This window comes from Pseudomonas sp. ICMP 460 (genome assembly GCF_002723595.1).
Classification (GTDB): Bacteria; Pseudomonadota; Gammaproteobacteria; order Pseudomonadales; family Pseudomonadaceae; genus Aquipseudomonas; species Aquipseudomonas kitaguniensis.
Map to the genome: position 1 here is coordinate 80,879 of NZ_LKBR01000046.1, position 26,041 is coordinate 106,919.

A 26,041-nucleotide genomic window follows, 5' to 3' on the forward strand; every position below is an offset into this window, starting at 1 on the left:
GGTAATTGGCTCTAATGCGCTACAGGTGCTCCGGCCATCACTTGTTGTACTCCGTCGTATTGTGCGGGGGCTGAACGTAGGCCTTGCCGGTTTAAAACCTCAGGCAAGGCCACCGCAAGGTGGCTGTGTGCGTTAAGCATGACCATTCGGCGCCTGACAGATTCGGAAACATTCGCTTTTGCGGCATACTGGGCGTCTCTGGAGATAGGTACAGCATGTCCGAGCCACTCAATACCCGCGTCGAAGATTGTTTCCAGCAAGCCGAATCCTTTTTCAAACGAAGCTTCAAACGCCCCCAGGTCAGCCTCAAGCTGCGGGGCCAGAAGGCCGGTGTCGCGCATTTGCACGAGAACCTGCTGCGTTTCAACCCACAGCTTTACCGTGAAAACTGCCAACACTTTCTAAAGCAGACCGTGGCCCACGAAGTCGCGCACCTGATTGCCCACCAATTGTTTGGCGAGCACATTCAGCCGCATGGCGAGGAATGGCAGCTGATCATGCGCGGCGTTTACGAACTGCCGCCGGACCGCTGCCACACCTATGCGGTGAAACGCCGCCAGGTAACCCGTTACATTTACCGATGCCCGTGCGCCGACAGCGACTTCCCGTTTTCAGCCCAGCGCCATGGTTTGGTGGCTCAGGGCCGGCGGTATTTGTGTCGGCGGTGCCGGCAGACGTTGGTGTTCACCGGCGAAACGCGCGTCGAGTGAGGCATCGTGGTTTAACGGGGCGCTTCCAGGATCAAAATCAACAACAGGCGCCTGAAAGCTGGCCCGATCACCCAGGCCGAATCCAGTCAAATCTGGAAGCGGGCTTGCTCGCGATGCAGGCACCTCGGTCCATCAGGCACACCGAGTTGATGCCATCGCGAGCAAGCCCGCTCCCACAAAAGCGCTTTTGTTCCTGGACGCGCGCCGCTAGCCTCGATGGCCGCCCACGTTGATCACGGCGGGCTTTTTCGCGGCGGCGGCTTTATCATTGGCCGACGTTTTCTTGCAGAGTCTTCCATGAAGTTCGCGATTGCGCTGTTTTCCGCCGCCCACGCGCCCTCCTCGCGCCGCGCCTTGCTGTTCGCCCAAGCCGTGCTTGCCGGTGGCCACGAGATTGTGCGGCTGTTTTTTTATCAGGACGGCGTTTACAGCGCCGCCAATAACATCGTCACGCCGCAGGATGAGCAAGACATTGCCCGCCAATGGCGCGAGTTCGTCAGCGCGCACCAGCTCGACGGCGTGGTGTGTATCGCCGCCGCCTTGCGCCGTGGTGTGCTCAACAACGAAGAAGCCACACGCTACCAACGCAGCGCGGTGAACCTGGATGCGCCATGGGCGTTGTCCGGCCTTGGGCAGTTACATGATGCCGCCCAGGCCGCCGACCGCCTGATCTGTTTTGGAGGGCCATGACATGTCCAAATCCTTGTTGGTGATCAGCCGCCAGCCACCGTGGGCCGGGCCGGGTGCGCGCGAAGCACTGGACATCGTACTGGCCGGCGGCGCGTTTGACCTGCCGATTGGCCTGCTGTTTATGGACGACGGCGTGTTCCAGTTGGCGCCGCACCAGGACGCCAGGGCCGTGCAGCAAAAAGACCTCAGCGCCAACTTGCAAGCGCTGGGCCTGTTCGGTATCGATGAGGTGTTCGCGTGCAGCCACAGCCTCGCCGAACGCGGGCTTGCTGCCCCGGCCAGCGCCGAACCTTTGAGCAGCGAGGCTATCGCCCTGCTGATTGACCGCTACGACCAGGTGATTACCCTCTGATGTCGACTTTACACGTGGTGTCTCACTCCCCGTTTACCGACAGCCGCCTGGCCAGTTGCCTGCGCGTGTGCGGCGCCGAGGACGCCATTCTGCTGTGCGGCGACGGCGCCTACGGCCTGCGCAACCCGGCCCTGCAGACTAAAGGCGTGAAGGTGTTTGTGCTGGCCGAAGACATGCAGGCGCGCAACCTGCCCCTGCCGGATTGGGCCGACAGCGTCGACTACCCGGGTTTTGTGCAATTGTCGATCGACTACGCCAAGGTCAACACCTGGCTATGAATACCTTGACCGTAGGCGAGCGCACGCTGGCGCTGGACAAAGACGGCTACCTCGTCGACCTGAATGACTGGTCCGCCGACGTCGCCAACGCCCTGGCCGCCGCAGAAGCGCTGGAGCTGACCGCGAACCACTGGGAAATTCTCGAGCTGCTGCGAGGGTTCTACGCCGAATTTCAGCTGTCGCCTGCCACGCGGCCCCTGATCAAGTACGCAGCCATAAAGCTCGGCCCGGAAAAGGGCAACAGCCTGCACCTCAACTCACTGTTTAACGGCACTCCCGCCAAACTCGCCGCCAAGCTGGCGGGCCTGCCCAGGCCGACGAATTGCTTATGACCGACTTTGCTCCGCTGACCCTTGAAACCCCTGCCGAACACCCGTTTGCGCAGTTCGTGCGCATCCTCGGCAAAGGCAAGCGCGGCGCGCGCAACCTGACCCGCGAAGAAGCGCGTGAAGCGATGGGCATGCTGCTCGATGAAAAAGTCGAAGACACCCAGCTCGGCGCGTTCCTGATGCTGCTGCGCCACAAGGAAGAAAGCCCGGAAGAACTCGCAGGGTTCACCGAAGCGGTGCGTGAGCGCCTGAATGCCCCGGCGTTGAACGTGGACATTGACTGGCCGACCTACGCGGGCAAAAAACGCCACTTGCCGTGGTATTTGCTGGCGGCCAAGTGCCTGGCGCAAAACGGCGTGCGTATCCTCATGCACGGCGGCGGCGCACACACCGCCGGCCGGCTGTATACCGAGCAATTGCTGGAAGGTTTGCAGATACCGCTGTGCCGTGATTGGCAGCAGGTACAGGCAGCCTTCGAACAAGGCAACCTGGCGTTTATCCCGCTGGGCGATTGGGCGCCGCAACTGCAACGCATGATCGACTTGCGCAACACGCTGGGCCTGCGCTCGCCGATCCATTCCCTGGCGCGCCTGCTCAACCCGCTGAGTGCGCGTTGCGGCCTGCAAAGTATTTTCCACCCGGGTTATCAGGGCGTGCACCGCGATGCCAGCGGCCTGCTCGGCGACAACGTGATTGTGGTCAAGGGCGACGGCGGCGAAGTCGAGATCAACCCCGATGCTGCCAGCCACCTGTACGGCACCACCGGCGGCGAAAGCTGGGACGAAGAGTGGCCCGCCCTCGCGGCTCAACGCCACGTCAAACCCGCCAGCCTTGAGCCCGAGCATTTAAAAGCGCTGTGGCGCGGTGACGTCGAAGACAGTTATCCGCAATTGGCCCTGATCGCCACCATGGCCCTGGCCTTGCGCGGCCTCGGCCACCCACGCGCGCAGGCGTTCGAATTGGCTCAGCGATACTGGGATGCACGGAACAAATCGATTTAATCGATCATTCACCCGCGCTCTTTGCGCTTTTAGTTCGAACTCAGCCCGTTAGACTGGGCTCCAACGCTTAATTAGCCAAGGAGCCAGTCATGGGTTTGCTGATCGAAGGACACTGGAAAGACCAGTGGTACGAAAGTAGCGCAGACGGCGCTTTCCAGCGCGAACAGGCACAACGCCGCCACTGGGTGACCGCCGACGGCCAGCCTGGGCCAAGCGGCGACGGCGGCTTCAAGGCCGAGGCCGGTCGCTACCATCTGTATGTCTCGCTCGCGTGCCCTTGGGCGCACCGCACGCTGATACTGCGCAAGCTCAAAGGGCTTGAAAGCCTGATTGACGTGTCAGTGGTCAGTTGGTTGATGCTGGAAAACGGCTGGACCTTCGACAAGGCCCACGGCGCCAGCGGCGATAAGCTCGATGACTTCCAATTCATGCACCAGCGCTACACCGCCGACACCGCCGACTACACCGGCCGTGTCACCGTGCCAGTGCTGTGGGACAAGCAACTCAACCGCATCGTCAGCAACGAATCGGCGGAGATCATCCGCATGTTTAACAGTGCGTTTAACCAACTGACCGGCAATACCCTGGATTTTTACCCCGAGGCCCTGCGCCCAAGCATCGACGCGCTAAACGAGCGCATCTATCCCGCCGTCAACAATGGCGTGTACCGCGCGGGTTTCGCGACCTCGCAAACAGCCTATGAAAGCGCGTTTTATGATGTATTTGCCGAGCTGGACAACCTGGAGCAGCGCCTGGATAACCAGCGTTATCTGGCTGGGGAATACCTGACCGAAGCCGATGTGCGACTGTTCACCACGCTGATTCGCTTTGATGCGGTGTATTACAGCCACTTCAAGTGCAATCTGCGCAGGATTGCCGATTATCCAAACTTATCGAACTGGTTGAGGGAGATGTACCAGTGGCCAGGCGTGGCCGAGACGGTCGACTTTGAACATATCAAGGGGCATTACTACGCCAGCCACCGGACGATTAACCCAACGGGGATTGTGCCCAAGGGGCCGTTGCAACAGTTTGATGCAGAGCATGATCGGCAGCGCTTGGGCGGTAAAGGCGTCTGGGGCTGATTCGATTGATGGTGTGGGCTTATGGGCCTCATCGGGAGCAAGCCCCCTCCCACCTTGGGATGCGCTCCAAGATGGGAGGTGTTTGTGAATCTCAGACTTGAGACTGGGCGCCTTCGAACCACTTCAACTTTTCGCGCAACACCACCACTTCGCCGACGATGACCAGCGTTGGCGCATGCACTTCATGCTCCGCAACCATGCGTGGCAAATCTGCCAGGGTGCCGGTAAACACACGCTGGTTGGACGTGGTGCCTTGCTGGATCAACGCCGCCGGCGTATTTGGCGCACGGCCATGTTTGATCAGTTGTTCGCAGATCACCGGCAAGCCGATCAGGCCCATGTAGAACACCAGGGTCTGCGACGGTCCCACGAGGTCTCGCCACGGCAGATCCGATGTGCCGTTCTTCAAATGGCCGGTGATGAAACGTACCGATTGCGCATAATCCCGATGCGTCAGCGGAATCCCGGCATACGCCGCGCAGCCACTGGCCGCGGTAATCCCCGGCACCACCTGGAACGGGATGCCATGCGCCGCCAGTTCTTCGATCTCCTCGCCACCACGGCCAAAGATAAACGGGTCGCCGCCCTTGAGGCGCAGCACGCGTTTGCCTTGTTTGGCCAGGTCCACCAGTTGCTGATTGATCTGGTCCTGCGGCACCGCGTGTTCAGCACGACGCTTGCCGACATACACGCGCTCGGCGTCGCGACGGCACAGCTCAAGTATCGCCGGGGCTACCAGGCGGTCGTAGAGTACGACGTCGGCTTGCTGCATCAGGCGCAGGGCGCGAAAGGTCAACAGGTCGGGATCACCCGGGCCTGCGCCCACCAGGTAAACCTCGCCCGGTGCATGTGGCGGCGCACCGTTGACCTTGTCGATCAACAGACGCTCGGCTTCAGCGCCCTGCCCGGCCAACTGGCGGTCGGCAATCGGGCCCTGGAAAACCTCTTCCCAAAACGCACGACGCTGCTGCACATCCGGGTACAACGCTTTGACCTGCGCACGAAAACGCGCCGCCAACCCGGCCAGTTGGCCGTAGGTGGAGGGAATCCAGGTTTCCAGTTTGGCGCGGATCAAACGCGCCAGCACCGGCGCATCGCCGCCGCTGGACACTGCAATCACCAACGGCGAACGGTCGACAATCGCCGGGAAGATCACGCTGCACAAGGCTGGCGCGTCCACCACGTTGACCGGAACGCAACGGCGCTTGGCATCACTGGACACTTGCGCGTTGAGCGGCTCGTCATCGGTTGCGGCGATGATCAGGGTGCAACCGTCAAGGTCGGCCTCCTGATAACCGCGCAAAAACAGTTCCCCGCCACTGCGCAGCACCAGCTCACGCAACTGGTCTTCGATCTGTGGCGCAACCACCTGCAGCAATGCACCGGCGTCGGCCAGCAGGCGGGATTTGCGCAAGGCAATTTCCCCACCGCCGACGACCAACACACGACTGCCGCGCAGGTTATGAAACAGCGGCAGAAATTCCATTTAACCGATGACCTCAACGCCCGCCATGTAAGGCTTGAGCACTTCGGGTACGCGGATCGAACCGTCAGCCTGCTGGTAGTTTTCCAGCACGGCTACCAAGGTACGGCCTACGGCCAGGCCCGAACCGTTGAGGGTGTGCACCAGTTCCGGCTTGCCGGTTTCCGGGTTACGGAAACGCGCCTGCATGCGACGGGCCTGGAAATCACCGCAGTTGGAGCACGACGAAATCTCGCGGTACTTGTCCTGGCTCGGCACCCACACTTCAAGGTCGTAGGTTTTCACGGCACTGAAACCCATGTCGCCGGTGCACAGCGCCAGAACGCGGTATGGCAGCTCCAACAGTTGCAGCACGCGCTCGGCATTGGCAGTCAGGCCTTCCAGCGCTTGCATCGACGTCGACGGCTCAACCACTTGCACCATCTCGACCTTGTCGAATTGGTGCTGGCGGATCATGCCACGCGTATCGCGACCGGAGGCACCGGCTTCACTGCGAAAGCACGGGCTGTGCGCGACGAACTTCAGCGGCAGTTGCCTGGCATCGAGAATTGCGCCAGACACGATATTGGTCAGCGACACTTCGGCGGTCGGAATCAAGTACAGGTCGGCTTCGCCGTCGCGGCTGATCTTGAACAGGTCTTCTTCGAATTTCGGCAACTGGCTGGTGCCCATCAGCGCCGGCGCCTGCACCAAGTACGGGGTGTAGGCTTCTTCGTAACCGTGCTCGGCGGTGTGCAGGTTGATCATGAACTGCGCGAGTGCACGGTGCATGCGCGCGATTGGGCCGCGCAGCAAGGCAAAACGTGCGCCGGACATTTTGGCAGCGGTTTCAAAATCCAGGCCGCCGGTCAGCTCGCCCAATGCAACGTGGTCCTTGATCTCGAAATCAAAGGTCTTCGGCGTGCCCCAGCGGCGCACTTCAACGTTGCCGTCTTCGTCTTCGCCAATCGGCACGGAGTCATGCGGCAGGTTGGGAATGCCCAGCAGGATCGAATCCAGCTCGGTCTGAATGCCATCCAGCTCGATTTTGCCGTCGGACAGCTCAGTGCCCATCCGCTCGACGTCGGCCATCAACGGCGCGATGTCTTCACCGCGCTGCTTGGCCTGACCGATGGATTTGGAACGCGCATTACGCTCAGCCTGCAGTGCTTCGGTGCGGGTCTGGACGGTCTTGCGCTGTTCTTCCAGCGCTTCGATGCGCGCAACATCCAAGGCAAAGCCACGGGATGCGAGGCGGTCCGCTACGTCCTGAAGGTTGCTACGTAACAGTTTGGAATCGAGCATGTCGGTCTCTCGTTTATCAAAGTTTGGTCAAGGACAGGCCAGCCCACGTGGCGAGCAGCCCGCCGAACACGCTGATACCCAGGTAACCGAACGCTACCAGGGCCTGCCCGCTTTCCAGCAAGCGCAGCGTGTCCAGTGAAAAGGATGAAAAGGTCGTCAGACCGCCTACAAAGCCGACAATCAAGCCGGCGCGAATCTCAATCGGCACTTCCGGGCGCAACAGGAACCAGCCGTACAACAGCCCGATAATCAAGCAGCCCACCAGGTTGACTGCCAGGGTCGCCGCATAAAAATGCTTCGGCCAGTTGGCGCTCACCCACGTACCGGTGGCGAAACGCAATAATGTACCAGCGATGCCGGCTGCGGACACGGCAAGAATCGTCTTGAGCACTACTTTCTCCGCTGTTTGGGGCTGAGTCGATCAAGTTGCGCGAGGTGGCTGAGCTTTTCACCGATCTTCAGTTCCAGGCCACGCGGCACCGGCTGGTAGAACGGCTGCGGCTCAAGCTCGTCAGGGAAATAGTCTTCGCCGGCCGCGTAGGCGTCCGGCTCATCATGCGCGTAGCGGTATTCATCACCGTAGCCGAGTTGCTTCATCAGCTTGGTCGGTGCATTTCTCAGGTGCAGCGGCACTTCCAGCGAGCCGTATTCGGCGGCGGCACGCAGGGCTGACTTGAAGCCCATGTACACCGCGTTGCTTTTGGGCGCGCAGGCCAAATACGTAATGGCCTGAGCCACCGCCAACTCGCCTTCCGGGCTGCCCAGGCGCTCCTGCACTTCCCACGCCGCCAGGCACAAACTCAGCGCGCGCGGGTCGGCGTTGCCGATGTCTTCGCTGGCCATGCGCACCACGCGGCGCGCGAGGTACAGCGGGTCGCAGCCGCCGTCGATCATCCGCGCAAACCAATACAACGCGCCGTCGGGGTTGGAGCCACGCACCGACTTGTGCAGTGCGGAAATCTGGTCGTAAAACGCTTCGCCGCCCTTGTCGAAACGACGGCGCGTGTCGCCGAGCAGGCTTTGCAGGAGGTCGACGCCGATCTCGCTGTTGTCTTCGGCAAGGTCGGAGGCGTTCTCCAACAAGTTGAGAAAACGCCGCCCGTCGCCATCGGCGGCGCTCAGCAGAATCTTGAAACCTTCGTCGCCGAGACTCAACTGGCGCTTGCCCAAGCCTTTGTCTTCGCTCAGGGCGCGCTGCAACAGCTTGCGCATTGCGGCCTCGTCGAGGCTCTTGAGCACATAGACGCGCGCGCGCGACAGCAGGGCGTTATTCAGTTCGAACGAGGGGTTTTCGGTGGTGGCGCCGATAAAAATCAGCGTGCCGTCTTCAACATACGGCAAAAACGCATCCTGCTGCGACTTGTTGAAACGGTGCACTTCGTCGACAAACAAAATGGTGCGTTTGCCATACTGCCCCGCCTGTTGCTTGGCCACTTCCACCGCCTGGCGGATCTCTTTGACACCGGCCAGCACCGCCGAGACCGTTTCGAAGTGCGCATCCGAAACTTTCGCCAAGAGCCGCGCCAGGGTGGTTTTACCCACGCCCGGCGGGCCCCAGAAAATCATCGAATGCAGCGCACCCTGCTCCAGCGCTTCGCGCAAAGGCTTGCCGCGCGCAAGCAGGTGTTCTTGCCCGACGTACTCATCCAGGTTGGTCGAACGCAAGCGCGCGGCCAGGGGTTGAGCAATCGGGTCACTTCGAAACAAATCCATGGGCAGCGTTTGAAACCTCTAAGCAGGTTATTCCTGGATCACGTCGGCACCCTTGGGGATGACAAACTTGAACTTGGATGCATCGACGACACCGTTGGCCTTGACGCCGGAGAACAGAATATCGGTGCGCTGGCCGACGCTGTCGATCAGGCGCATGTTATTGATCACGCCGTTACCGAACGACAGTTGCAGGCTGTCAAACAGCGTGTCCTTGGATTTCGGCTTGAGGACGAACTCAATCACGTTGCTGGTTTGCCTGGACGTGATATCAAAGCTGTCGCTGATTTTCGACACGTCGCCCGACAGCAGCAGCGCCGGGGTCTGGTTCAAGCGCGGGTCGAGCTTCTTGATGGTCGCCTGTTCCAGGTCCGGGTCCCACAGGGTGACCTTTTGGCCGTCGGAAACGATAGTTTGCTCGTTCGGCGCGTCGGTTTTCCAGAAAAACAGGCCAGGGCGCTGCACGGCCATTTCACCGGCAGTTTGCTGCAGCTGGGTGCCGCCGCCATCCAGGGTCATCTGGGTGAAGCGCGCGGTCAGGGTCTTGGATTTGTCCAAGAGGTTGGTCAGGCTGGCCACGGAGGCAGGGTCGGCGTGCGCCGAAACAGCGGTCAGGGCCAGTACCGGCAACAACAGCATGCGGATAAGACGCATGGGAATCCTCATTGAGTCGTTAGGGCGTGCCGCGTGCTGCCACGCGGCACGTGATCAGTCGCGCATCTGCCCGGGGGCGATGACTTCGCGCGAGCCGTTGGTGTTCATTGCGGTCACCACGCCAGCGTTTTCCATGGATTCGATCATGCGAGCGGCGCGGTTGTAGCCGATTTTCAGTTTGCGCTGCACCGCAGAAATCGAGGCGCGACGGCTTTCGAGTACGAACGCCACGGCTTCGTCGTACAGCGCATCGGTTTCGGCATCGTCGTCACTGCTGCTGCCACCGTCGAAGCCGCTGCCGGCCTCTTCGACACCGGCGAGGATGTCGTCGTTGTATTCCGGCGCGCCACGCAGTTTCCAGGCTTCGACCACACGGTGTACTTCGTCATCGGACACAAAGGCGCCGTGAACACGGATCGGCAAGCTGGTGCCGGGCGGCATGTAGAGCATGTCACCATGGCCCAGCAGTTGCTCGGCGCCGCCCTGGTCGATGATGGTTCGCGAGTCGATCTTGCTCGACACCTGGAACGCCATACGCGTCGGGATGTTGGCCTTGATCAAACCGGTGATCACGTCCACCGACGGGCGCTGGGTGGCCAGGATCAAGTGGATGCCGGCAGCACGCGCCTTCTGGGCGATACGCGCGATCAGCTCTTCAACCTTCTTGCCGACGATCATCATCATGTCGGCAAATTCGTCGACCACCACCACGATGGTCGGCAGCTTGGTCAACAGCGGCGCTTCGTCGTGAATGCTTTCGCGCTTGTACAGCGGGTCGGCCAGCGGCGTGCCGGCGTCCTGCGCTTCCTTGACCTTGGCGTTGAAGCCTTGCAGGTTGCGCACGCCCATTTTCGCCATCAGCTTGTAGCGACGTTCCATCTCGGCAACGCTCCAGCGCAGGGCGTTGGCGGCGTCCTTCATGTCGGTCACGACCGGGCAGAGCAAGTGCGGAATGCCTTCGTAGATCGACAATTCGAGCATCTTCGGGTCGATCATGATCAGCTTGGCGTCTTCCGGGCCGGACTTGAACAGAATCGACAGGATCATCGCGTTCACGCCCACCGACTTACCGGAACCGGTAGTACCGGCAACCAACAGGTGCGGCATCTTCGCCAGGTCAGTGATGACCGGCTTGCCGCCGATGTCGTGGCCGAGGGCCAAGGTGACCGGCGATTTGAAGTTGTCGTATTCGGGCGTCGAGAGCACCTCGGAGAAGCGCACGATCTGGCGGTCTTCGTTGGGAATCTCGATACCCACGGTGGTTTTGCCAGGGATCACTTCGACCACGCGCACGCTGGTCACCGCCAGGGAGCGCGCCAGGTCTTTGGCCAGGTTGGAAATACGGCTGACTTTTACCCCGGCGGCCGGCTGGATCTCGTAACGGGTAATCACCGGGCCGGGGTGGATCGAATCCACCGTGACTTCAACGCCGAATTCCTTGAGTTTGATCTCCAGCAGGTGGCCGACGGCCGCCAGGGACTCAGGCGAATAGTTGAGCTGTTTCTTTTCCGCAGGGTCAAGAATCGAGATCGGCGGCAAGGTGCCTTCCACGGCGCTGTCGACAAACAACGGCGCCTGTTTCTCTTTCTGCACGCGGTTGCTTGGCTCGGGGGCTTTGGGCGGTGCCGGGGCGATCACCGGCGGCACCTGCTTCTCGCGGTCCGACATGTGCTTGCTCAGCGCCTGTTCGCGCTCAATCAGGCGTTCCTTGACCTTGGCCTGCTCGCGCCGGTCCGGCGTGCTCGGGGCCACTACCTCGTTAACGCGGGTGTCCACCTCACGCAACTGCGCGACCATGCGCTTGCGCTCGACGCGGGCCGACCACCAGCGGTTGGCGGCGCCCTGGAACAGCTCCAACAGGTCGAGGGTGATCTTGCCGGTCACGTCCATCACCTTGAACCACGACAAATCGGTGAACACGGTGAGGCCAAACAGGAACAGCGCGATAAACATCAGGGTGCTGCCCTGGATGTTCAGGCTCTTGCGCGCCAAATCGCCAAGGCTTTCGCCCAGCGCCCCGCCTGCGCCCGCCGGCAGGCCGGTGGGTGCATGAAAATGAATGTGCGCCAGAGCAGCGCCGGACAGCACCAGGAACACCAGGCCGATCAGGCGCCACGAAAACAGCCAGCCGCTCCACTGCCACGGCTCATGCCGCTGGCGGAAGATCTGCCAGGTCTTGATCGCCAGCAACAACGGGAAGATGTACGCGAAGTAACCCAGCACCATAAACAGGATGTCGGCGCTGTAGGAACCGGCTGGGCCGCCGAAGTTCTGCACGTCTTCGATCTTGCTGTTGTGGCTCCAGCCGGGATCGTCCTTGCCATACGTGAGCAAGGCCATCATCAGGAACAGGCACAGGGCGCCGATGGCAATCAGCGCGCCTTCCTTGAGTCGGTAGTGCAGGTGCTGGCGCCAGGCCGGAACGACTGCTGCTTTAGGTGTTGCGGCGGATTTCTTCAAAACGGGTCTTTTCCTGCGCCTTTAGCGCGTCCATCTATTATTGAATGACTGCAAAATACTGCTCAATCCGAGCAGCTGAAAAATGAACGAACATCGGTAAACCTGGGTTTAACACTGGGTGATGAATGGGTGGAATGGCGATAACGCCACAATGGCCGCATTGTACGGGTTTGCGTGCGGTATGCCACGCACTTGCCCTTCCCCCAGCAGCATAGACAATTGAAGTGTCACGGCATGTTCAATTTGAGCATGCATTGCCTTTGCTGACAAAGGCTTATGAGCTGTTTTTAGCAATCCAGGCAAGCTTGGCAAATGGCCTGCATGCGCCAGACCCGATTACGACCGCGCCTCAGGCATAGAGTTGCAGAAACACCCGCTAACGCTAATCCGCGCGGATGCCTGATTCGGGGTGGCCTCACACGGCAGCGTCGACAATAATCAACACTCAAGCGGCGGGCGCTATAACCTGCCACTCCCCTCCCCTTCCATAAGCCTGGATACCATGCTGACCTGGTTACAACGCGATTCCCTGACTTTTCCGCCATTGGCCAAGGCCATGCGTGAACCCAATGGCCTGCTTGCCGCGGGTGGCGACCTGTCGGCCGAGCGCCTGGTGCAGGCCTATCGACATGGCTGCTTTCCGTGGTTCTCCGAAGGCCAGCCGATCCTCTGGTGGTCGCCAGACCCGCGCACGGTGATATTCCCCGACGAACTGCATATATCGCGCAGCCTCGGCAAATTATTACGCCAGCAGCGTTATACCGTGACCTTTGATCAGGATTTTGCCGCCGTCATCCAGGCCTGCGCAGCGCCGCGCGCGTATGCCGACAGCACCTGGATCACCGAAAGCATCCAAAGCGCCTACCTGAAACTGCACCAGCGTGGCTACGCGCACTCCGTGGAGGTGTGGGACCAGGGCGAACTGGTCGGCGGCCTGTACGGTTTGGCGATGGGCCAACTGTTTTTTGGTGAATCGATGTTCAGCCGCGCCGACAACGCCTCCAAATTCGGCTTTGCCACACTGACCCGGCAGTTGCAGGCCTGGGGTTTTGTGCTGATCGACTGCCAAATGCCCAATGACCACCTGCACAGCCTTGGCGCCCGCGCCATACCCCGCAGTACGTTCGCGGACTTTCTGCGCGACCATTTGGACCAGCCCAACGCTGGGCCGTGGGTTTCTTAAGCGTCTTGCGCGCACCTGGCTTACACTTGTTCAAAGGTTATTCCGAGGGTTGATCATGACCGAGCTGGCACGCCTGAAGTTTTATGCCACTCAAGCCCACTCCTGCAGCTATTTGCCCGACGAGCAGGCCACCACGCTGTTCCTCGATCCCAGCCAGCCGATGGACGTGCACGTGTACGCCGACCTTTCGGAGATGGGCTTCAGGCGCAGCGGTGATCACCTGTACCGGCCGCACTGCCAGAACTGCAATGCCTGCGTGCCGGCACGCCTGCCTGTTGCGCAATTTTTGCCGGACCGCAACCAAAAGCGCATCCTCAAGCGCAACGCCGACCTCACGGTCACTGAAACCAAGCCGTACTTCAGCGAAGAATATTTCGACCTGTACCAACGCTACATTGAACAACGCCACGCCGACGGCGATATGTTCCCGCCCAGCCGCGATCAGTTTTCGACGTTCCTGGTGCGCGACCTGCCCTTCTCACGCTTTTACGAATTTCGCCTGGAGGGGCGCCTGCTGGCGGTCGCCGTGACCGACTTGCTGCCTAACGGCCTCTCGGCGGTCTACACCTTCTATGAGCCGGCTGAAGAACGCCGTAGCCTGGGGCGCTACGCGATCCTCTGGCAAATCGGCGAAGCCCTGCGCTTGGAACTTGAGGCGGTGTACCTCGGATACTGGATCAAAAACTGCAAAAAAATGAATTACAAGACCCAATATCGGCCCATAGAACTGCTGATTAATCAAAGATGGGTCACGCTTAACTAGAACCCCTTGGCTTAAACACCCTTTTTCGGGCACAATGCACGCCGCTTTTGCCTGGCGCAGTTGCACCGGGCCATTCACTGGATACCGAGGGCTTTACTGCATGTCGAAAGAAGACAGCTTCGAAATGGAAGGCACTGTCGTCGACACCCTGCCCAACACCATGTTTCGTGTGGAGTTGGAAAATGGGCACGTCGTAACCGCGCACATCTCCGGCAAGATGCGCAAGAACTACATTCGTATTCTTACCGGCGACAAAGTGCGCGTCGAGCTGACGCCCTATGACTTGAGCAAAGGGCGCATCACTTACCGCGCTCGTTAATCAAGTCAATACAAAACGCCCGGTTATGCCGGGCGTTTTTGTGTGCATGGGGTTTATCAACCACCGAGCGAGCTTGCTCCCGCACTGGATCTCAATTGTCCTGACAATTGCATTTGCAGACAGCAAAAAGGCGCCTTTCGGCGCCTTTGCTTTTTGTACAGCTATCGATCAGGCCATTTCGGCCGTGGTTTCGAACTCGAAGGTCAGCTCGCCGTCCTTCAGGTCGATATGCACCACGCCACCATGGTCGGCCAATTCGCCAAACAGGATCTCTTCGGCCAGTGGCCGCTTGATCTTGTCCTGGATCAGACGTGCCATCGGGCGAGCACCCATTGCCGCGTCGTAGCCACCCTCTGCCAGCCAGTTGCGTGCCGCATCCGTGACTTCCAACTGCACGCGCTTGTCTTCCAACTGCGCTTGAAGCTCGGTAAGGAACTTGTCCACCACGCTTTTGATGACCTCATGGCTGAGGCGACCAAACTGGATAATGGTGTCCAGACGGTTGCGGAACTCGGGCGTGAAGCTCTTCTTGATCACTTCCATCGCATCAGAGGAGTGATCCTGGTGCGTAAAGCCGATAGAAGCCCGCGCGGCCGTTTCGGCACCGGCATTGGTGGTCATGATCACGATCACGTTGCGGAAGTCCGCTTTGCGCCCGTTGTTGTCGGTCAGGGTGCCGTGGTCCATAACCTGCAGCAGCAGGTTGAAGACTTCCGGGTGGGCCTTCTCGATTTCATCGAGCAGCAACACACAATGCGGCTGCTTGGTAATCGCTTCAGTCAGCAGGCCGCCCTGGTCGAACCCGACATAGCCCGGAGGCGCACCGATCAGGCGCGACACGGTGTGGCGCTCCATGTATTCGGACATGTCGAAACGCACCAGCTCAATGCCCATGGCTTTGGCCAACTGCCGCGCCGCCTCGGTTTTGCCGACGCCGGTCGGGCCTGCGAACAGGAACGAACCGACCGGCTTGTCTGGCGACTTGAGGCCCGCACGCGACAACTTGATCGCGGTGGACAGCGAGTCGATGGCCGCATCCTGACCAAACACAGTCAGCTTGAGGTCACGCTCCAGGTTACGCAGCAGCTCCCGGTCGGAGGTGTTGACGTGTTTTGGCGGAATACGCGCGATCTTCGCCACGATGTCCTCGACCTGAGGCACGTCGATGCGTTTCACGCGCTTCTCAACCGGCTGCAGGCGCTGGTAGGCACCCGCTTCGTCGATCACGTCAATCGCCTTGTCCGGCATGTGCCGGTCATTAATGTAGCGCGACGCCAGCTCAGCCGCAGCGCGCAAGGCTTCATCGGTGTATTCGATGCCATGGTGCGCCTCAAAGCGCCCCTTGAGCCCACGCAGGATGCCGATCGTGTCTTCAACCGAAGGTTCGGACACGTCGACTTTCTGAAAGCGACGCGCCAAGGCACGGTCTTTCTCGAAGATCCCGCGAAATTCCTGGAAGGTGGTCGAGCCGATGCAGCGAATATCACCCGACGACAGCAACGGCTTAAGCAGGTTGGACGCATCCATCACCCCACCGGACGCCGCACCGGCACCAATAATGGTGTGGATTTCATCGATAAACAGAATCGCTTGCGGGCGTTTTTTCAGTTCGCCGAGCAACGCCTTGAAGCGCTTCTCGAAATCGCCACGGTACTTGGTACCGGCGAGCAATGCCCCAAGGTCGAGCGAGTAGACAACACTGTTGGCCAGCAAGTCGGGTACTTGATTATCGACGATGCGCTTGGCCAAGCCTTCGGCGATCGCGGTTTTACCCACGCCGGCCTCGCCCACCAACAGCGGGTTGTTTTTGCGACGACGCGCGAGAATCTGCGCCACGCGCTCAACCTCAAGCTCGCGCCCAACCAGCGGATCAATCCGCCCCTGGCGCGCCAACTCGTTAAGGTTGCTGGCATAAGCATCCAGTGGGTTGCCCGAAGAAGAAGACTCACCGCCCTCGTCGTCCTGCATTTCCTGCTCACCCTCGGAATGATCGCCGTGCCCAGGCACTTTGGAGATGCCGTGGGCGATGTAGTTGACGACATCAATACGCGCAACGCTCTGCTGTTTCAGCAAGAACACTGCCTGGCTTTCCTGTTCGCTGAAAATCGCCACAAGCACGTTGGCGCCTGTGACTTCACGCTTACCGGAGCTCTGTACGTGGAACACAGCACGCTGCAATACCCGCTGGAAGCCCAGCGTTGGCTGAGTTTCGCGGTCCTCGTCATGCACGGGGATCAATGGCGTGGTGGAGTCGATAAACTCCTGCAGGTCATGCTTGAGTTTGTCGAGGTTGGCGCCGCACGCACGCAAAACGGTGGCGGCAGCTTCGTTATCCAAAAGTGCCAGCAGCAGGTGTTCGACGGTCATGAATTCATGACGCTTCGAACGAGCCTCCTTGAAGGCAAGATTGAGGGTGACTTCGAGCTCGCGGTTTAACATAGCTTCACCTCATACCCAAGTGGTCGGCGTTAACCGTCCTTCTCGATTTCACAGAGTAGCGGATGCTGGCTTTCCCTGGCGTACTGGTTGACCTGCATGGCCTTTGTCTCGGCGATGTCGCGGGTAAACACTCCACATACTGCCCGTCCTTCTGTGTGAACGGCCAGCATTACCTTGGTCGCCAACTCGCGGTTCAGGTTAAAAAACACCTCGAGCACTTCGACGACGAAATCCATCGGTGTGTAGTCATCATTGAACAAAACCACCTTGTACATCGGCGGCGCCTGTAGGGCAGGCTTCGCCTCCTGAACAGCAATGCCTGCAGAACCGTCGTCATCGTGTTCCTGATCCGGGCGATCCTGATTGAATGTTAGTCGAATCTGGCTGTTTGCATGCATGGAAAGAAAGGTTCGTCAGTGGTTCAATTACAGTGGTGGGGGCGACCTGTCAGAATTTCAACTCTGACGGCAAGCGTCGCCTTGACTATCGGCGAATCAGTGTTACAACCAATAGAACCCACAGTGGGTAAAAAAGGTCCGCGCAGTCAACCTTATTTATTCGGGTTAGGACGGATAAACTGGATGATACTCCAGTGATGGAGTCTGGTGCAGAGGGATATGGCTATGTCTGGCGTCAAGATCAATGGCAAGGTGAAATGGTTCAATAATGCCAAAGGCTACGGGTTCATCAATGCCGAGGGCAAACCCGACGAAGATCTTTTTGCGCATTACTCGGCGATTACCATGGATGGCTACAAGACGCTGAAAGCCGGCCAGGTGGTGAGTTTTGAAACCATTCAGGGACCGAAGGGGCTGCATGCGGTCAACATTGGGGCGGCGAAAGTGCTCACACTGGAAAAACTCGCAACCCAGTGCACGCCTGAAGAAGGCACATTAACAATGGCTTGATTCGCATTAGAGCCAGCAGACCGCGAAAACCGGCCAGCTCACTTTACCTGAGCTGGCCGGTTTTTTTCTGGCCACGCCTTCTACAGGTGCGAACTCTGCGCATTACCGGAACAGGAACACACCCTCATGCCACGCCAACTTGCATCGAAAACAGCCGATTCAGTTGCTTGAAGGCCAGAAAATCAAGACAAAATCGATAATCTTCAGCACTCCGTGCAAGGCGGGCGGCAGCCGCGCACCTGCGACCTTTAGACCAATGGACGACGCTCCTTTTGTATGAAGGCTCGGCGTAGGCACATTGACCTATGTATAATGCTGGCGCTGACCCAAGAGTCACGACAGCTGACCGCTCTAGACAGTGGCCTTCAGCTAGAAAGCAGGGCTATTAAAAGGCCCACCCGCTTGACGCTCGACTGATGCAAACCAACATCACCGCGAAGAAATCTCGACATTTCGCTCATGGATGCTTTGAACGAACGCGCTCTACCCGGCGCATCTCGAGTTTCTGCGCACGCTTTCAGCAAAGAAGAGAGTTAATCCGAATATGCCCACCCGCTCGAAGATCATCTATACCTTCACTGACGAAGCCCCGGCCCTCGCCACCTATTCACTGCTGCCTATCGTAGAGGCTTTCACCGCTTCCGCTGATATTGCCGTGGAAACCCGCGACATTTCCCTCGCCGCGCGCATCCTCGCAAGCTTCCCCGAGCAACTGGGCGCCAAAGCCGTTGCGGACCACCTCGCCGAACTGGGCGCCCTGGCCGTTACGCCTGAAGCCAACATCATCAAGCTGCCTAACATCAGCGCCTCGACCCCTCAGCTGCAAGCTGCGGTCAAGGAACTGCAGGCCCAGGGCTACGCCCTGCCGGACTACCCGGAAACCGTAACCACCGACGCGGAAAAAGAAACCCGTGCACGTTACGACAAGGTCAAGGGCAGCGCCGTGAACCCGGTACTGCGCGAAGGCAACTCCGACCGCCGCGCACCGCTGTCGGTCAAGAACTACGCTCGCAAGCACCCGCATAAAATGGGCGCGTGGGCAGCCGACTCCAAGTCGCACATCGCTCACATGAGCAACGGCGACTTCTACGGCAGCGAAAAATCAGTGCAGATCGAAGCCGCTGATGCTGTCAAAATCGAGCTTATCGCTCAAGACGGCAGCGCAACCGTCTTGAAAGAAAAGACCTCGGTACTGGCCAGCGAAATCATCGATACCGCCGTGCTGAGCAAAAAAGCCCTGCGCAGCTTCATCGCCGCTGAAATCGACGACGCCAAAAAACAAGGCGTGCTGCTCTCGGTTCACCTGAAAGCCACCATGATGAAGGTCTCCGACCCGATCATGTTCGGCCAGATCGTTGCCGAGTTCTACAAAGACGCCCTGGCCAAGCACGCTCCGCTGCTTGCGCAGATCGGCTTTAACCTGAACAACGGCATCGGCGACCTGTACGCTCGCATCAAAGCCCTGCCGGCTGATCAGCAAGCGCAGATCGAAGCCGATATTCAGGCGGTCTACGCCGCTCGCCCTTCGCTTGCGATGGTCAACTCCGACAAAGGCATCACCAACCTGCACGTGCCGAGCGACGTCATCGTCGACGCCTCGATGCCGGCCATGATCCGTGACTCCGGCAAAATGTGGGGCACCGACGGCCAGTTGCACGACACCAAGGCGGTGATCCCGGATCGCTGCTACGCAACCATCTACCAAGCCGTCATCGAAGACTGCAAGGCCAATGGCGCGTTCGACCCAACCACCATGGGCAGCGTGCCAAACGTTGGCTTGATGGCGCAAAAAGCCGAAGAATACGGCTCTCACGACAAGACCTTCCAGATCAAGTCTGACGGCGTAGTGCGCGTCACCGACAGCAAGGGCAACCTGCTGATGGAACAAACTGTCGAAGCCGGCGACATCTTCCGCATGTGCCAGACCAAAGACGCGCCGATCCAGGACTGGGTCAAACTGGCCGTCAACCGTGCACGCGCCAGCAACACCCCGGCGATTTTCTGGCTGGACCCGGAGCGCGCTCACGACGCCGTCATGGCCAAGAAAGTTCAGGCTTACCTGAAAGACCACAACTCCGAAGGCCTGGACATCCGCATCATGTCGCCGGTCGACGCGATGAAGTTCACCCTGGAGCGCACCCGCAAGGGCCTGGACACTATCTCGGTGACTGGTAACGTGCTGCGCGACTACCTGACCGACCTGTTCCCGATCATGGAACTGGGCACCAGCGCCAAGATGCTGTCGATCGTGCCGCTGATGAACGGTGGCGGCCTGTTCGAAACCGGCGCTGGCGGTTCGGCACCGAAACACGTGCAGCAATTGGTGGAAGAGAACTTCCTGCGCTGGGATTCGCTTGGCGAGTTCCTGGCCCTGGCTGCCTCCCTTGAGCATTTGGGTGTGACGTACAACAACCCCAAAGCCCTGGTGCTGTCCAAGACCCTGGACCAGGCCACCGGCCAGTTCCTCGACAACAACAAGTCGCCATCGCGCAAAGTCGGCAACATCGACAACCGCGGCAGCCACTTCTACCTGGCGCTGTATTGGGCGCAAGCCCTGGCCGCCCAGACCGAAGACACTGCACTGCAAGCGCAGTTTGGCGAGCTGGCCAAAACCCTGACCGCCAACGAGGCAACCATCGTTGCCGAGCTGAACGCGGTACAAGGCAAGCCAGTCGACATCGGTGGCTACTACGCACCGAACCCAGAGCTGACCAGCAAGGCCATGCGCCCAAGCAGTACGCTTAACGCGGCGATTGCCAAGTTGAAGTAAGGTCGTAAGGATGCAGAGACGCCCCGGCCACGTGCCGGGGTTTCTGTTTGCGCCAACCACGTTGCCATTGGATTAACCCAATTAAATGTGGGAGGGGGCTTGCTCCCGATAGCGGTGGGTCAGTCAACTTATACTTGGCTGACTCACCGCTATCGGGAGCAAGCCCCCTCCCACATCGACCCAGTCATCTCCAGATATCGAGAGCTCCCCATGACCTGGCAACCCCACATCACCGTCGCCACCGTCGTCGAAGACAATGGCCGCTTCCTGATGGTCGAAGAACTCAAGGGCGGCCGCGCGGTGCTCAACCAGCCCGCTGGCCACTTGGACCCGAATGAAACCCTGATCGAGGCCGCCGTGCGCGAGACCCTCGAAGAAACCGGCTGGGACGTCGAAGCCACCGCCATTCTCGGGATTTACCTGTACACCGCGCCGAGCAATGGCGTGACCTATCAACGGGTGTGTTTCATCGCCAAGGCCCTGAAACACCACCCTGACTATCAGTTGGACGAGGGCATCATCCGCGCCCGCTGGCTGACGCGGGACGAATTGATGGCGGTGCGCGACGACTGGCGCAGCGAGCTGATCATCCGCTGTATCGATGATTATCTGGCGGGTCAGCGCCACAGTCTCGAATTGATCCGCCCTTCTCTTTAGCCTTGCGGGCGCGAGCCTGCTAGAATCGCGTCCTTTTTAAAGACACCCGTTGAAACCTTATGCGTGATCCAGCCCCTTCTGACACACAAAAGAAGCGCGTCATCGTCGGCATGTCCGGCGGCGTGGATTCTTCCGTTTCCGCCGTTCTGCTCATGGAGCAGGGTTATGAGGTGGAAGGCCTGTTCATGAAGAACTGGGAAGAAGACGATGGAACGGAATATTGCACCGCGATGGACGACCTGGCGGACGCTCAGGCCGTTTGCGACAAGATCGGCATCAAGCTGCACACCGCCAACTTTGCCGCTGAGTACTGGGACAACGTGTTCGAGCACTTCCTGGCCGAATACAAGGCTGGCCGTACGCCGAACCCGGACATCCTGTGTAACCGCGAGATCAAGTTCAAGGCGTTCCTCGACTACGCGATGATTTTGGGCGCCGACCTGATCGCCACTGGCCACTATGTGCGCCGTCGCGACATCGAGGGCCGCACCGAACTGCTCAAGGGCCTGGACGCAAACAAAGACCAGAGCTACTTCCTGCACGCCGTCGGCGGCGAACAGATCGCCAAGACCCTGTTCCCGGTGGGCGAACTGGAAAAACCCGAAGTGCGCAGGATTGCCGAGAAACACGGCCTGGCCACCGCCAAGAAAAAGGATTCCACCGGGATCTGCTTTATCGGCGAACGCCGCTTCAGCGATTTCCTCAAGCAATACCTGCCGGCACAACCGGGCGAAATCAAAACCACCGAAGGCGAGGTCATCGGCCGCCACCACGGCCTGATGTACCACACTATCGGCCAGCGTCAGGGGCTGGGCATCGGCGGGCTGAAAGATGCCGGTGAAGAGCCGTGGTATGTGCTGGTCAAGGACCTGGAACACAACGAGCTGATCGTTGGCCAGGGCAATGAACACCCTTGGCTGTTCTCCGGCGCCCTGCTCGCTTCGGACATCTACTGGGTTAACCCGGTCGATTTGAGCACACCACGCCGGCTGACCGCCAAAGTGCGCTATCGCCAGAGCGATCAGCCGTGCACCCTGGAAAAAACCGCCAGCGGCTATCGCGCGACCTTTGATGACCCGCAACGCGCGGTCACGCCGGGCCAGTCCGTGGTGTTCTACGACGGCGAAATTTGCCTGGGCGGTGGCGTGATTGAAGTCGCCGAGCCCTGGAGCCGTCAGGCATGAGCCCGACCCAAGAGCAACTGACCGCACTCGGCGGGGTGTTCCTTGCCGCTGTGCTGGTGGACAAGATCGCCAAGACCGGCCAGGTTACCGAGGCAGGCCTGACCTGCATGCTCGGCAGCCTGTTGATCCGTGACCCCAAGGACACCCTTGAGGTGTACGGCGGTGATGACTTGGCGCTGCGTGAGGGTTACCGCGCGCTGATCGGTGCGCTGGAGCGCGACCCAAGCACGTTGCAGCGTGAGCCGCTGCGTTACGCCCTGTCGATGCTCGGCCTTGAGCGCCAACTGGCGAAGCGCGAGGACATGCTCGACACTATCGGCAAACGCCTGCCGCAGATTCAGTCGCAGGTTGAACACTTCGGGCCGGCTCACGAAAACGTGATCGCCGCCACCGGCGCGCTGTACCAGGACACCTTGAGCACCTTGCGCCAGCGTATTCAGGTGCACGGCGACATGCGCAACCTGCAGCAACCGAACAACGCGTCTAAAATCCGCGCGCTGCTCCTGGCCGGTATTCGTTCGGCGCGGTTGTGGCGGCAGCTGGGCGGCCATCGTTGGCAGTTGGTGATCAGCCGGCGCAAATTGCTCAAAGAGCTTTACCCGTTGATGCGCAACGAATAAGTCGCAGCAACAGGCCATTTTCAAGCCGTTACGCGTAATACGCCGGTCAGTTGGCAACGGGCCGGCGGATTTTTTCATGTATGATACGCGCCCCATTTCGTTGCCCGACTGTCCGAGAACACCCCATGCAGCTTTCTTCGCTCACTGCGGTTTCCCCTGTTGACGGCCGCTACGCCGGCAAAACCCAGGCCCTGCGCCCTATTTTCAGTGAATACGGCCTGATCCGTGCTCGTGTTCTGGTTGAAGTGCGCTGGCTCCAGCGCCTCGCCGCGCATTCCGCCATCAGCGAAGTGCCGGCGTTTTCCGCCGAAGCCAACGCTGTATTGAACACCCTGGCGGAAAACTTCTCGCTGGAGCACGCCGAGCGTGTGAAAGAGATCGAGCGCACCACCAACCACGACGTCAAAGCCATCGAGTACCTGCTCAAAGAGCAAGCGGCCAAGTTGCCGGAACTGGCCCAGGTCAGCGAGTTCATCCACTTTGCCTGCACCAGCGAGGACATCAACAACCTGTCCCACGCGCTGATGCTGCGTGAAGGCCGTGATGACGTAATGCTGCCGCTGATGCGCCAGACTGCCGAAGCCATCCGCGAACTGGCGATCCGTTTCGCCGACGTGCCGATGCTCTCGCGCACCCACGGCCAACCGGCCTCGCCGACCACGCTGGGCAAAGAACTGGCGAACGTGGTGTACCGCCTGGAGCGCCAAATCGCTCAAGTCGCCGCTGTGCCGCTGCTGGGCAAAATCAACGGCGCCGTGGGCAACTACAACGCACACCTCTCGGCCTACCCGGAAATCGACTGGGAAGAAAACGCCCGCGCCTTCATCGAAGACGAGCTGGGCCTGGGCTTCAACCCCTACACCACGCAGATCGAACCGCACGATTACATTGCCGAGCTGTTCGACGCGATTGCGCGTTTCAACACCATCCTGATCGACTTCGACCGCGACATCTGGGGCTACATCTCGCTGGGCTACTTCAAGCAGCGCACGATTGCCGGTGAAATCGGTTCGTCGACCATGCCGCACAAGGTCAACCCGATTGACTTCGAAAACTCCGAAGGCAACCTCGGCATCGCCAACGCGCTGTTCCAGCACCTGGCCAGCAAATTGCCGATCTCGCGCTGGCAGCGCGACCTGACCGACTCCACCGTGCTGCGCAACCTCGGCGTGGGCTTCGCTCACAGCGTGATCGCGTACGAAGCCAGCCTCAAAGGCATCAGCAAGCTTGAGCTCAACGCGCAAAAAATCGCCGCTGACCTGGATGCGTGCTGGGAAGTATTGGCTGAGCCGATCCAGACCGTCATGCGCCGCTACAACATCGAAAACCCGTACGAAAAGCTCAAAGAGTTGACGCGCGGCAAGGGCATCAGCCCCGAAGCGCTGCAAACTTTCATTGATGGCCTGGACATGCCAGCCGCTGCCAAGGCCGAGCTGAAACTGCTCACCCCGGCCAACTACATCGGCAACGCGGTGGCTCAAGCCAAGCGCATCTGATTAGCGTAAGCCCTCTTGAGACGCCCGGCCGCGCCGGGCGTTTTTATTCCAGTCTGAAAAGTGCTTTCTTTCAATAGGTTACACATGAATCCTGACATCCCTCTTCAACTTCTGGGCGGCATCACGGCACGCGAGTTCCTGCGCGACTACTGGCAGAAAAAACCGCTGCTGATCCGTCAGGCCATTGCTGATTTCGAAAGCCCGATCGACGCCGACGAACTGGCCGGCCTGGCCCTGGAAGAAGAAGTCGAATCGCGCCTGGTGATCGAGCACGGCGAGCGCCCTTGGGAACTGCGCCGCGGCCCGTTCGCCGAAGACGCCTTCAGCACGTTGCCCGAGCGCGAGTGGACCCTGCTGGTGCAGGCGGTCGACCAGTTTGTGCCGGAAGTTGCCGAGTTGCTCGAACACTTCCGCTTCCTGCCAAGCTGGCGCATCGACGACGTGATGATCAGCTTCGCCGCACCCGGCGGCAGCGTCGGCCCGCACTTCGACAACTACGACGTGTTCCTGCTGCAAGCCCAAGGCAAGCGCACCTGGAAAATCGGCCAGATGTGCAGCTCCGAAAGCCCGCTGCTGCAACACGCCGACCTGCGCATCCTCGCTGAATTCGAACAAAGCGAAGAATGGGTACTGGAACCGGGCGACATGCTTTACCTGCCGCCGCGCCTGGCACACTTCGGTATCGCCGAAGATGACTGCATGACCTACTCGGTGGGTTTCCGTGCACCGAGCGCCGCTGAAGTGCTGACGCACTTCACTGACTTCCTCAGCCAATACCTGACGGACGAAGAGCGTTACACCGACGCCGACGCCCAGCCGGTCAGCGACCCGCACCAGATTCAGGCCGATGCGCTTGACCGTTTGAAGAGCCTGCTGGCCGAGCACATGAGCGACGAGCGCATGCTGCTGACCTGGTTCGGCCAGTTCATGACCGAGCCGCGCTACCCGGAACTGGTGGCGGGCGAAGAACTGGGCGAAGAAGACTTCATCAACAGCCTGGAAGGCGGCGCGATCCTGGTGCGCAACCCAAGCGCGCGCATGGCCTGGTCAGAAGTCGACGACGACGTATTGCTGTTCGCCAGCGGCCAGAGCCGTTATCTGCCGGGCAAACTGCGCGAGTTGTTGAAGCTGGTGTGTTCGGCCGATGCGCTGCACAGCGAAAACCTCGGCGAATGGCTCAAAGACGAAGATGGCTGCAACCTGCTGTGCGAACTGGTCAAGCAGGGCAGCCTGGGATTTGCCGATGAATAAAATTCGCGTACGTGTCGCAGACTGGCATAAGGATATCGCTGAGATTCGGCGCATTCGTGAAGCGGTATTTATCGCTGAACAATCGGTGCCACCAGAGCTGGAGTGGGATGCAGACGACGCCGACGCGGTGCATTTTCTCGCGTTCGAAGGCGACTTTCCGATTGGCACCGCTCGCCTGCTGCCCAGCGGCGAAATCGGCCGCGTATCGGTGCTCAAGGACTGGCGCGGGCTGAAGGTCGGCGACAAGCTGATGGAAACCGTGATGGGCATGGCCGAGAAACGCGGCCAGACCAAGCAATTCCTCAGCGCGCAAGTCTACGCTGCGCCGTTTTATGAGCGGCTGGGCTTCAAGATCGTCAGCGATGAGTTTCTTGAAGTCGGCATTCCGCATGTGGATATGGTGCGCGGGGGCTGA

The 26,041-nt window shown here is 59.9% G+C and carries 26 protein-coding genes; 18 read left to right on the plus strand and 8 right to left on the minus strand.

Annotated elements, in window-relative coordinates; translation table 11 throughout:
- Positions 1–215 precede the first annotated feature (215 nt).
- The 7 genes from AO240_RS23000 (at position 216) to AO240_RS23030 (ending at position 4,445) form a co-directional block, all read left to right on the plus strand.
- Positions 216–710 carry a SprT family zinc-dependent metalloprotease gene (locus AO240_RS23000; protein WP_099239513.1) on the plus strand — a complete coding sequence of 165 codons (495 nt, stop codon included), beginning with the start codon at positions 216–218 and terminating at the stop codon, positions 708–710.
- Between the two features lie 297 nt (positions 711–1,007).
- Positions 1,008–1,400 (plus strand): sulfurtransferase complex subunit TusD, encoded by a 393-nt coding sequence (gene tusD / locus AO240_RS23005; protein ID WP_099239716.1) that lies wholly within the window; start codon positions 1,008–1,010, stop codon positions 1,398–1,400.
- A 1-nt stretch (position 1,401) separates the two neighbouring features.
- Positions 1,402–1,752: a sulfurtransferase complex subunit TusC gene (gene tusC / locus AO240_RS23010; RefSeq protein WP_099239515.1), complete on the plus strand. Its 351-nt coding sequence runs from the start codon at positions 1,402–1,404 to the stop codon at positions 1,750–1,752.
- The gene (gene tusB, locus AO240_RS23015; RefSeq protein ID WP_099239517.1) at positions 1,752–2,030 is read left to right on the plus strand and encodes a sulfurtransferase complex subunit TusB; all 279 of its coding nucleotides are present in this window, start codon (positions 1,752–1,754) and stop codon (positions 2,028–2,030) included. The genes tusC and tusB overlap by 1 nt, the downstream gene beginning before the upstream one ends.
- The gene (locus tag AO240_RS23020; RefSeq protein WP_099239519.1) at positions 2,027–2,362 is read left to right on the plus strand and encodes a TusE/DsrC/DsvC family sulfur relay protein; all 336 of its coding nucleotides are present in this window, start codon (positions 2,027–2,029) and stop codon (positions 2,360–2,362) included. The genes tusB and AO240_RS23020 overlap by 4 nt, the downstream gene beginning before the upstream one ends.
- Positions 2,359–3,360, plus strand: a complete 1,002-nt coding sequence (locus tag AO240_RS23025) for a glycosyl transferase family protein (RefSeq protein ID WP_099239521.1) — start codon at positions 2,359–2,361, stop codon at positions 3,358–3,360. Before AO240_RS23020 ends, AO240_RS23025 begins: the two co-directional genes overlap by 4 nt.
- Positions 3,361–3,449: 89 nt before the next feature.
- Positions 3,450–4,445, plus strand: a complete 996-nt coding sequence (locus AO240_RS23030; RefSeq protein WP_099239523.1) for a glutathione S-transferase family protein — start codon at positions 3,450–3,452, stop codon at positions 4,443–4,445.
- A gap of 91 nt (positions 4,446–4,536) precedes the next feature.
- Here the strand turns inward: AO240_RS23030 and cysG are convergent, their stop codons facing one another.
- From cysG to AO240_RS23060, 6 genes are read right to left on the minus strand one after another with little or no spacing between them, the layout of a single operon-like run.
- Entirely contained in the window at positions 4,537–5,931 is a 1,395-nt protein-coding gene (cysG, locus tag AO240_RS23035; RefSeq protein ID WP_099239525.1) for a siroheme synthase CysG, read from the minus strand.
- A complete protein-coding gene (gene serS / locus AO240_RS23040) occupies positions 5,932–7,212 on the minus strand; it encodes a serine--tRNA ligase (RefSeq protein ID WP_099239527.1) in 1,281 nt (426 codons plus the stop codon).
- Between the two features lie 16 nt (positions 7,213–7,228).
- Positions 7,229–7,603: a fluoride efflux transporter CrcB gene (crcB, locus tag AO240_RS23045; RefSeq protein ID WP_003232122.1), complete on the minus strand. Its 375-nt coding sequence runs from the start codon at positions 7,601–7,603 to the stop codon at positions 7,229–7,231.
- Complete coding sequence (locus AO240_RS23050) at positions 7,603–8,925, minus strand: replication-associated recombination protein A (RefSeq protein ID WP_099239529.1); 1,323 nt, start codon at positions 8,923–8,925, stop codon at positions 7,603–7,605. The genes crcB and AO240_RS23050 overlap by 1 nt, the downstream gene beginning before the upstream one ends.
- A gap of 27 nt (positions 8,926–8,952) precedes the next feature.
- Positions 8,953–9,576 carry an outer membrane lipoprotein chaperone LolA gene (gene lolA / locus AO240_RS23055; protein WP_099239531.1) on the minus strand — a complete coding sequence of 208 codons (624 nt, stop codon included), beginning with the start codon at positions 9,574–9,576 and terminating at the stop codon, positions 8,953–8,955.
- A 54-nt stretch (positions 9,577–9,630) separates the two neighbouring features.
- Positions 9,631–12,036, minus strand: coding sequence for a DNA translocase FtsK (locus tag AO240_RS23060; protein ID WP_099239533.1), 2,406 nt, complete (start codon positions 12,034–12,036; stop codon positions 9,631–9,633).
- Positions 12,037–12,538: 502 nt separating this feature from the next.
- Between AO240_RS23060 and aat the strand changes: the two genes are divergently transcribed.
- From aat to infA, 3 genes are all read left to right on the plus strand, one after another.
- Positions 12,539–13,219 carry a leucyl/phenylalanyl-tRNA--protein transferase gene (gene aat, locus AO240_RS23065; protein ID WP_099239535.1) on the plus strand — a complete coding sequence of 227 codons (681 nt, stop codon included), beginning with the start codon at positions 12,539–12,541 and terminating at the stop codon, positions 13,217–13,219.
- A 55-nt stretch (positions 13,220–13,274) separates the two neighbouring features.
- A complete protein-coding gene (locus AO240_RS23070) occupies positions 13,275–13,982 on the plus strand; it encodes an arginyltransferase (protein ID WP_099239718.1) in 708 nt (235 codons plus the stop codon).
- Positions 13,983–14,082: 100 nt separating this feature from the next.
- Positions 14,083–14,301, plus strand: coding sequence for a translation initiation factor IF-1 (gene infA / locus AO240_RS23075; protein ID WP_002553999.1), 219 nt, complete (start codon positions 14,083–14,085; stop codon positions 14,299–14,301).
- Positions 14,302–14,469: 168 nt separating this feature from the next.
- Here infA and clpA read toward each other — a convergent pair whose 3' ends face one another.
- Positions 14,470–16,740 carry an ATP-dependent Clp protease ATP-binding subunit ClpA gene (clpA, locus tag AO240_RS23080; RefSeq protein WP_058415491.1) on the minus strand — a complete coding sequence of 757 codons (2,271 nt, stop codon included), beginning with the start codon at positions 16,738–16,740 and terminating at the stop codon, positions 14,470–14,472.
- 29 nt (positions 16,741–16,769) lie between these two features.
- Positions 16,770–17,138 (minus strand): ATP-dependent Clp protease adapter ClpS, encoded by a 369-nt coding sequence (gene clpS / locus AO240_RS23085; protein ID WP_005789091.1) that lies wholly within the window; start codon positions 17,136–17,138, stop codon positions 16,770–16,772.
- A gap of 225 nt (positions 17,139–17,363) precedes the next feature.
- Between clpS and AO240_RS23090 the strand changes: the two genes are divergently transcribed.
- The 8 genes from AO240_RS23090 (at position 17,364) to AO240_RS23125 (ending at position 26,041) form a co-directional block, all read left to right on the plus strand.
- On the plus strand, positions 17,364–17,648 hold the full coding sequence (locus tag AO240_RS23090) for a cold shock domain-containing protein (RefSeq protein WP_177445860.1): 285 nt from the start codon (positions 17,364–17,366) through the stop codon (positions 17,646–17,648).
- Positions 17,649–18,192: 544 nt separating this feature from the next.
- Positions 18,193–20,418 carry an NADP-dependent isocitrate dehydrogenase gene (locus AO240_RS23095; protein WP_099239539.1) on the plus strand — a complete coding sequence of 742 codons (2,226 nt, stop codon included), beginning with the start codon at positions 18,193–18,195 and terminating at the stop codon, positions 20,416–20,418.
- 210 nt (positions 20,419–20,628) lie between these two features.
- Entirely contained in the window at positions 20,629–21,075 is a 447-nt protein-coding gene (locus AO240_RS23100; RefSeq protein WP_099239541.1) for an NUDIX hydrolase, read from the plus strand.
- Between the two features lie 59 nt (positions 21,076–21,134).
- Positions 21,135–22,259 (plus strand): tRNA 2-thiouridine(34) synthase MnmA, encoded by a 1,125-nt coding sequence (mnmA, locus tag AO240_RS23105; protein WP_099239543.1) that lies wholly within the window; start codon positions 21,135–21,137, stop codon positions 22,257–22,259.
- Entirely contained in the window at positions 22,256–22,879 is a 624-nt protein-coding gene (gene hflD, locus AO240_RS23110; protein ID WP_058415498.1) for a high frequency lysogenization protein HflD, read from the plus strand. The genes mnmA and hflD overlap by 4 nt, the downstream gene beginning before the upstream one ends.
- A gap of 125 nt (positions 22,880–23,004) precedes the next feature.
- Positions 23,005–24,375 carry an adenylosuccinate lyase gene (gene purB / locus AO240_RS23115; RefSeq protein ID WP_058415499.1) on the plus strand — a complete coding sequence of 457 codons (1,371 nt, stop codon included), beginning with the start codon at positions 23,005–23,007 and terminating at the stop codon, positions 24,373–24,375.
- Positions 24,376–24,459: 84 nt separating this feature from the next.
- On the plus strand, positions 24,460–25,626 hold the full coding sequence (locus AO240_RS23120; protein WP_099239545.1) for a cupin domain-containing protein: 1,167 nt from the start codon (positions 24,460–24,462) through the stop codon (positions 25,624–25,626).
- Complete coding sequence (locus AO240_RS23125) at positions 25,619–26,041, plus strand: GNAT family N-acetyltransferase (RefSeq protein ID WP_099239547.1); 423 nt, start codon at positions 25,619–25,621, stop codon at positions 26,039–26,041. Before AO240_RS23120 ends, AO240_RS23125 begins: the two co-directional genes overlap by 8 nt.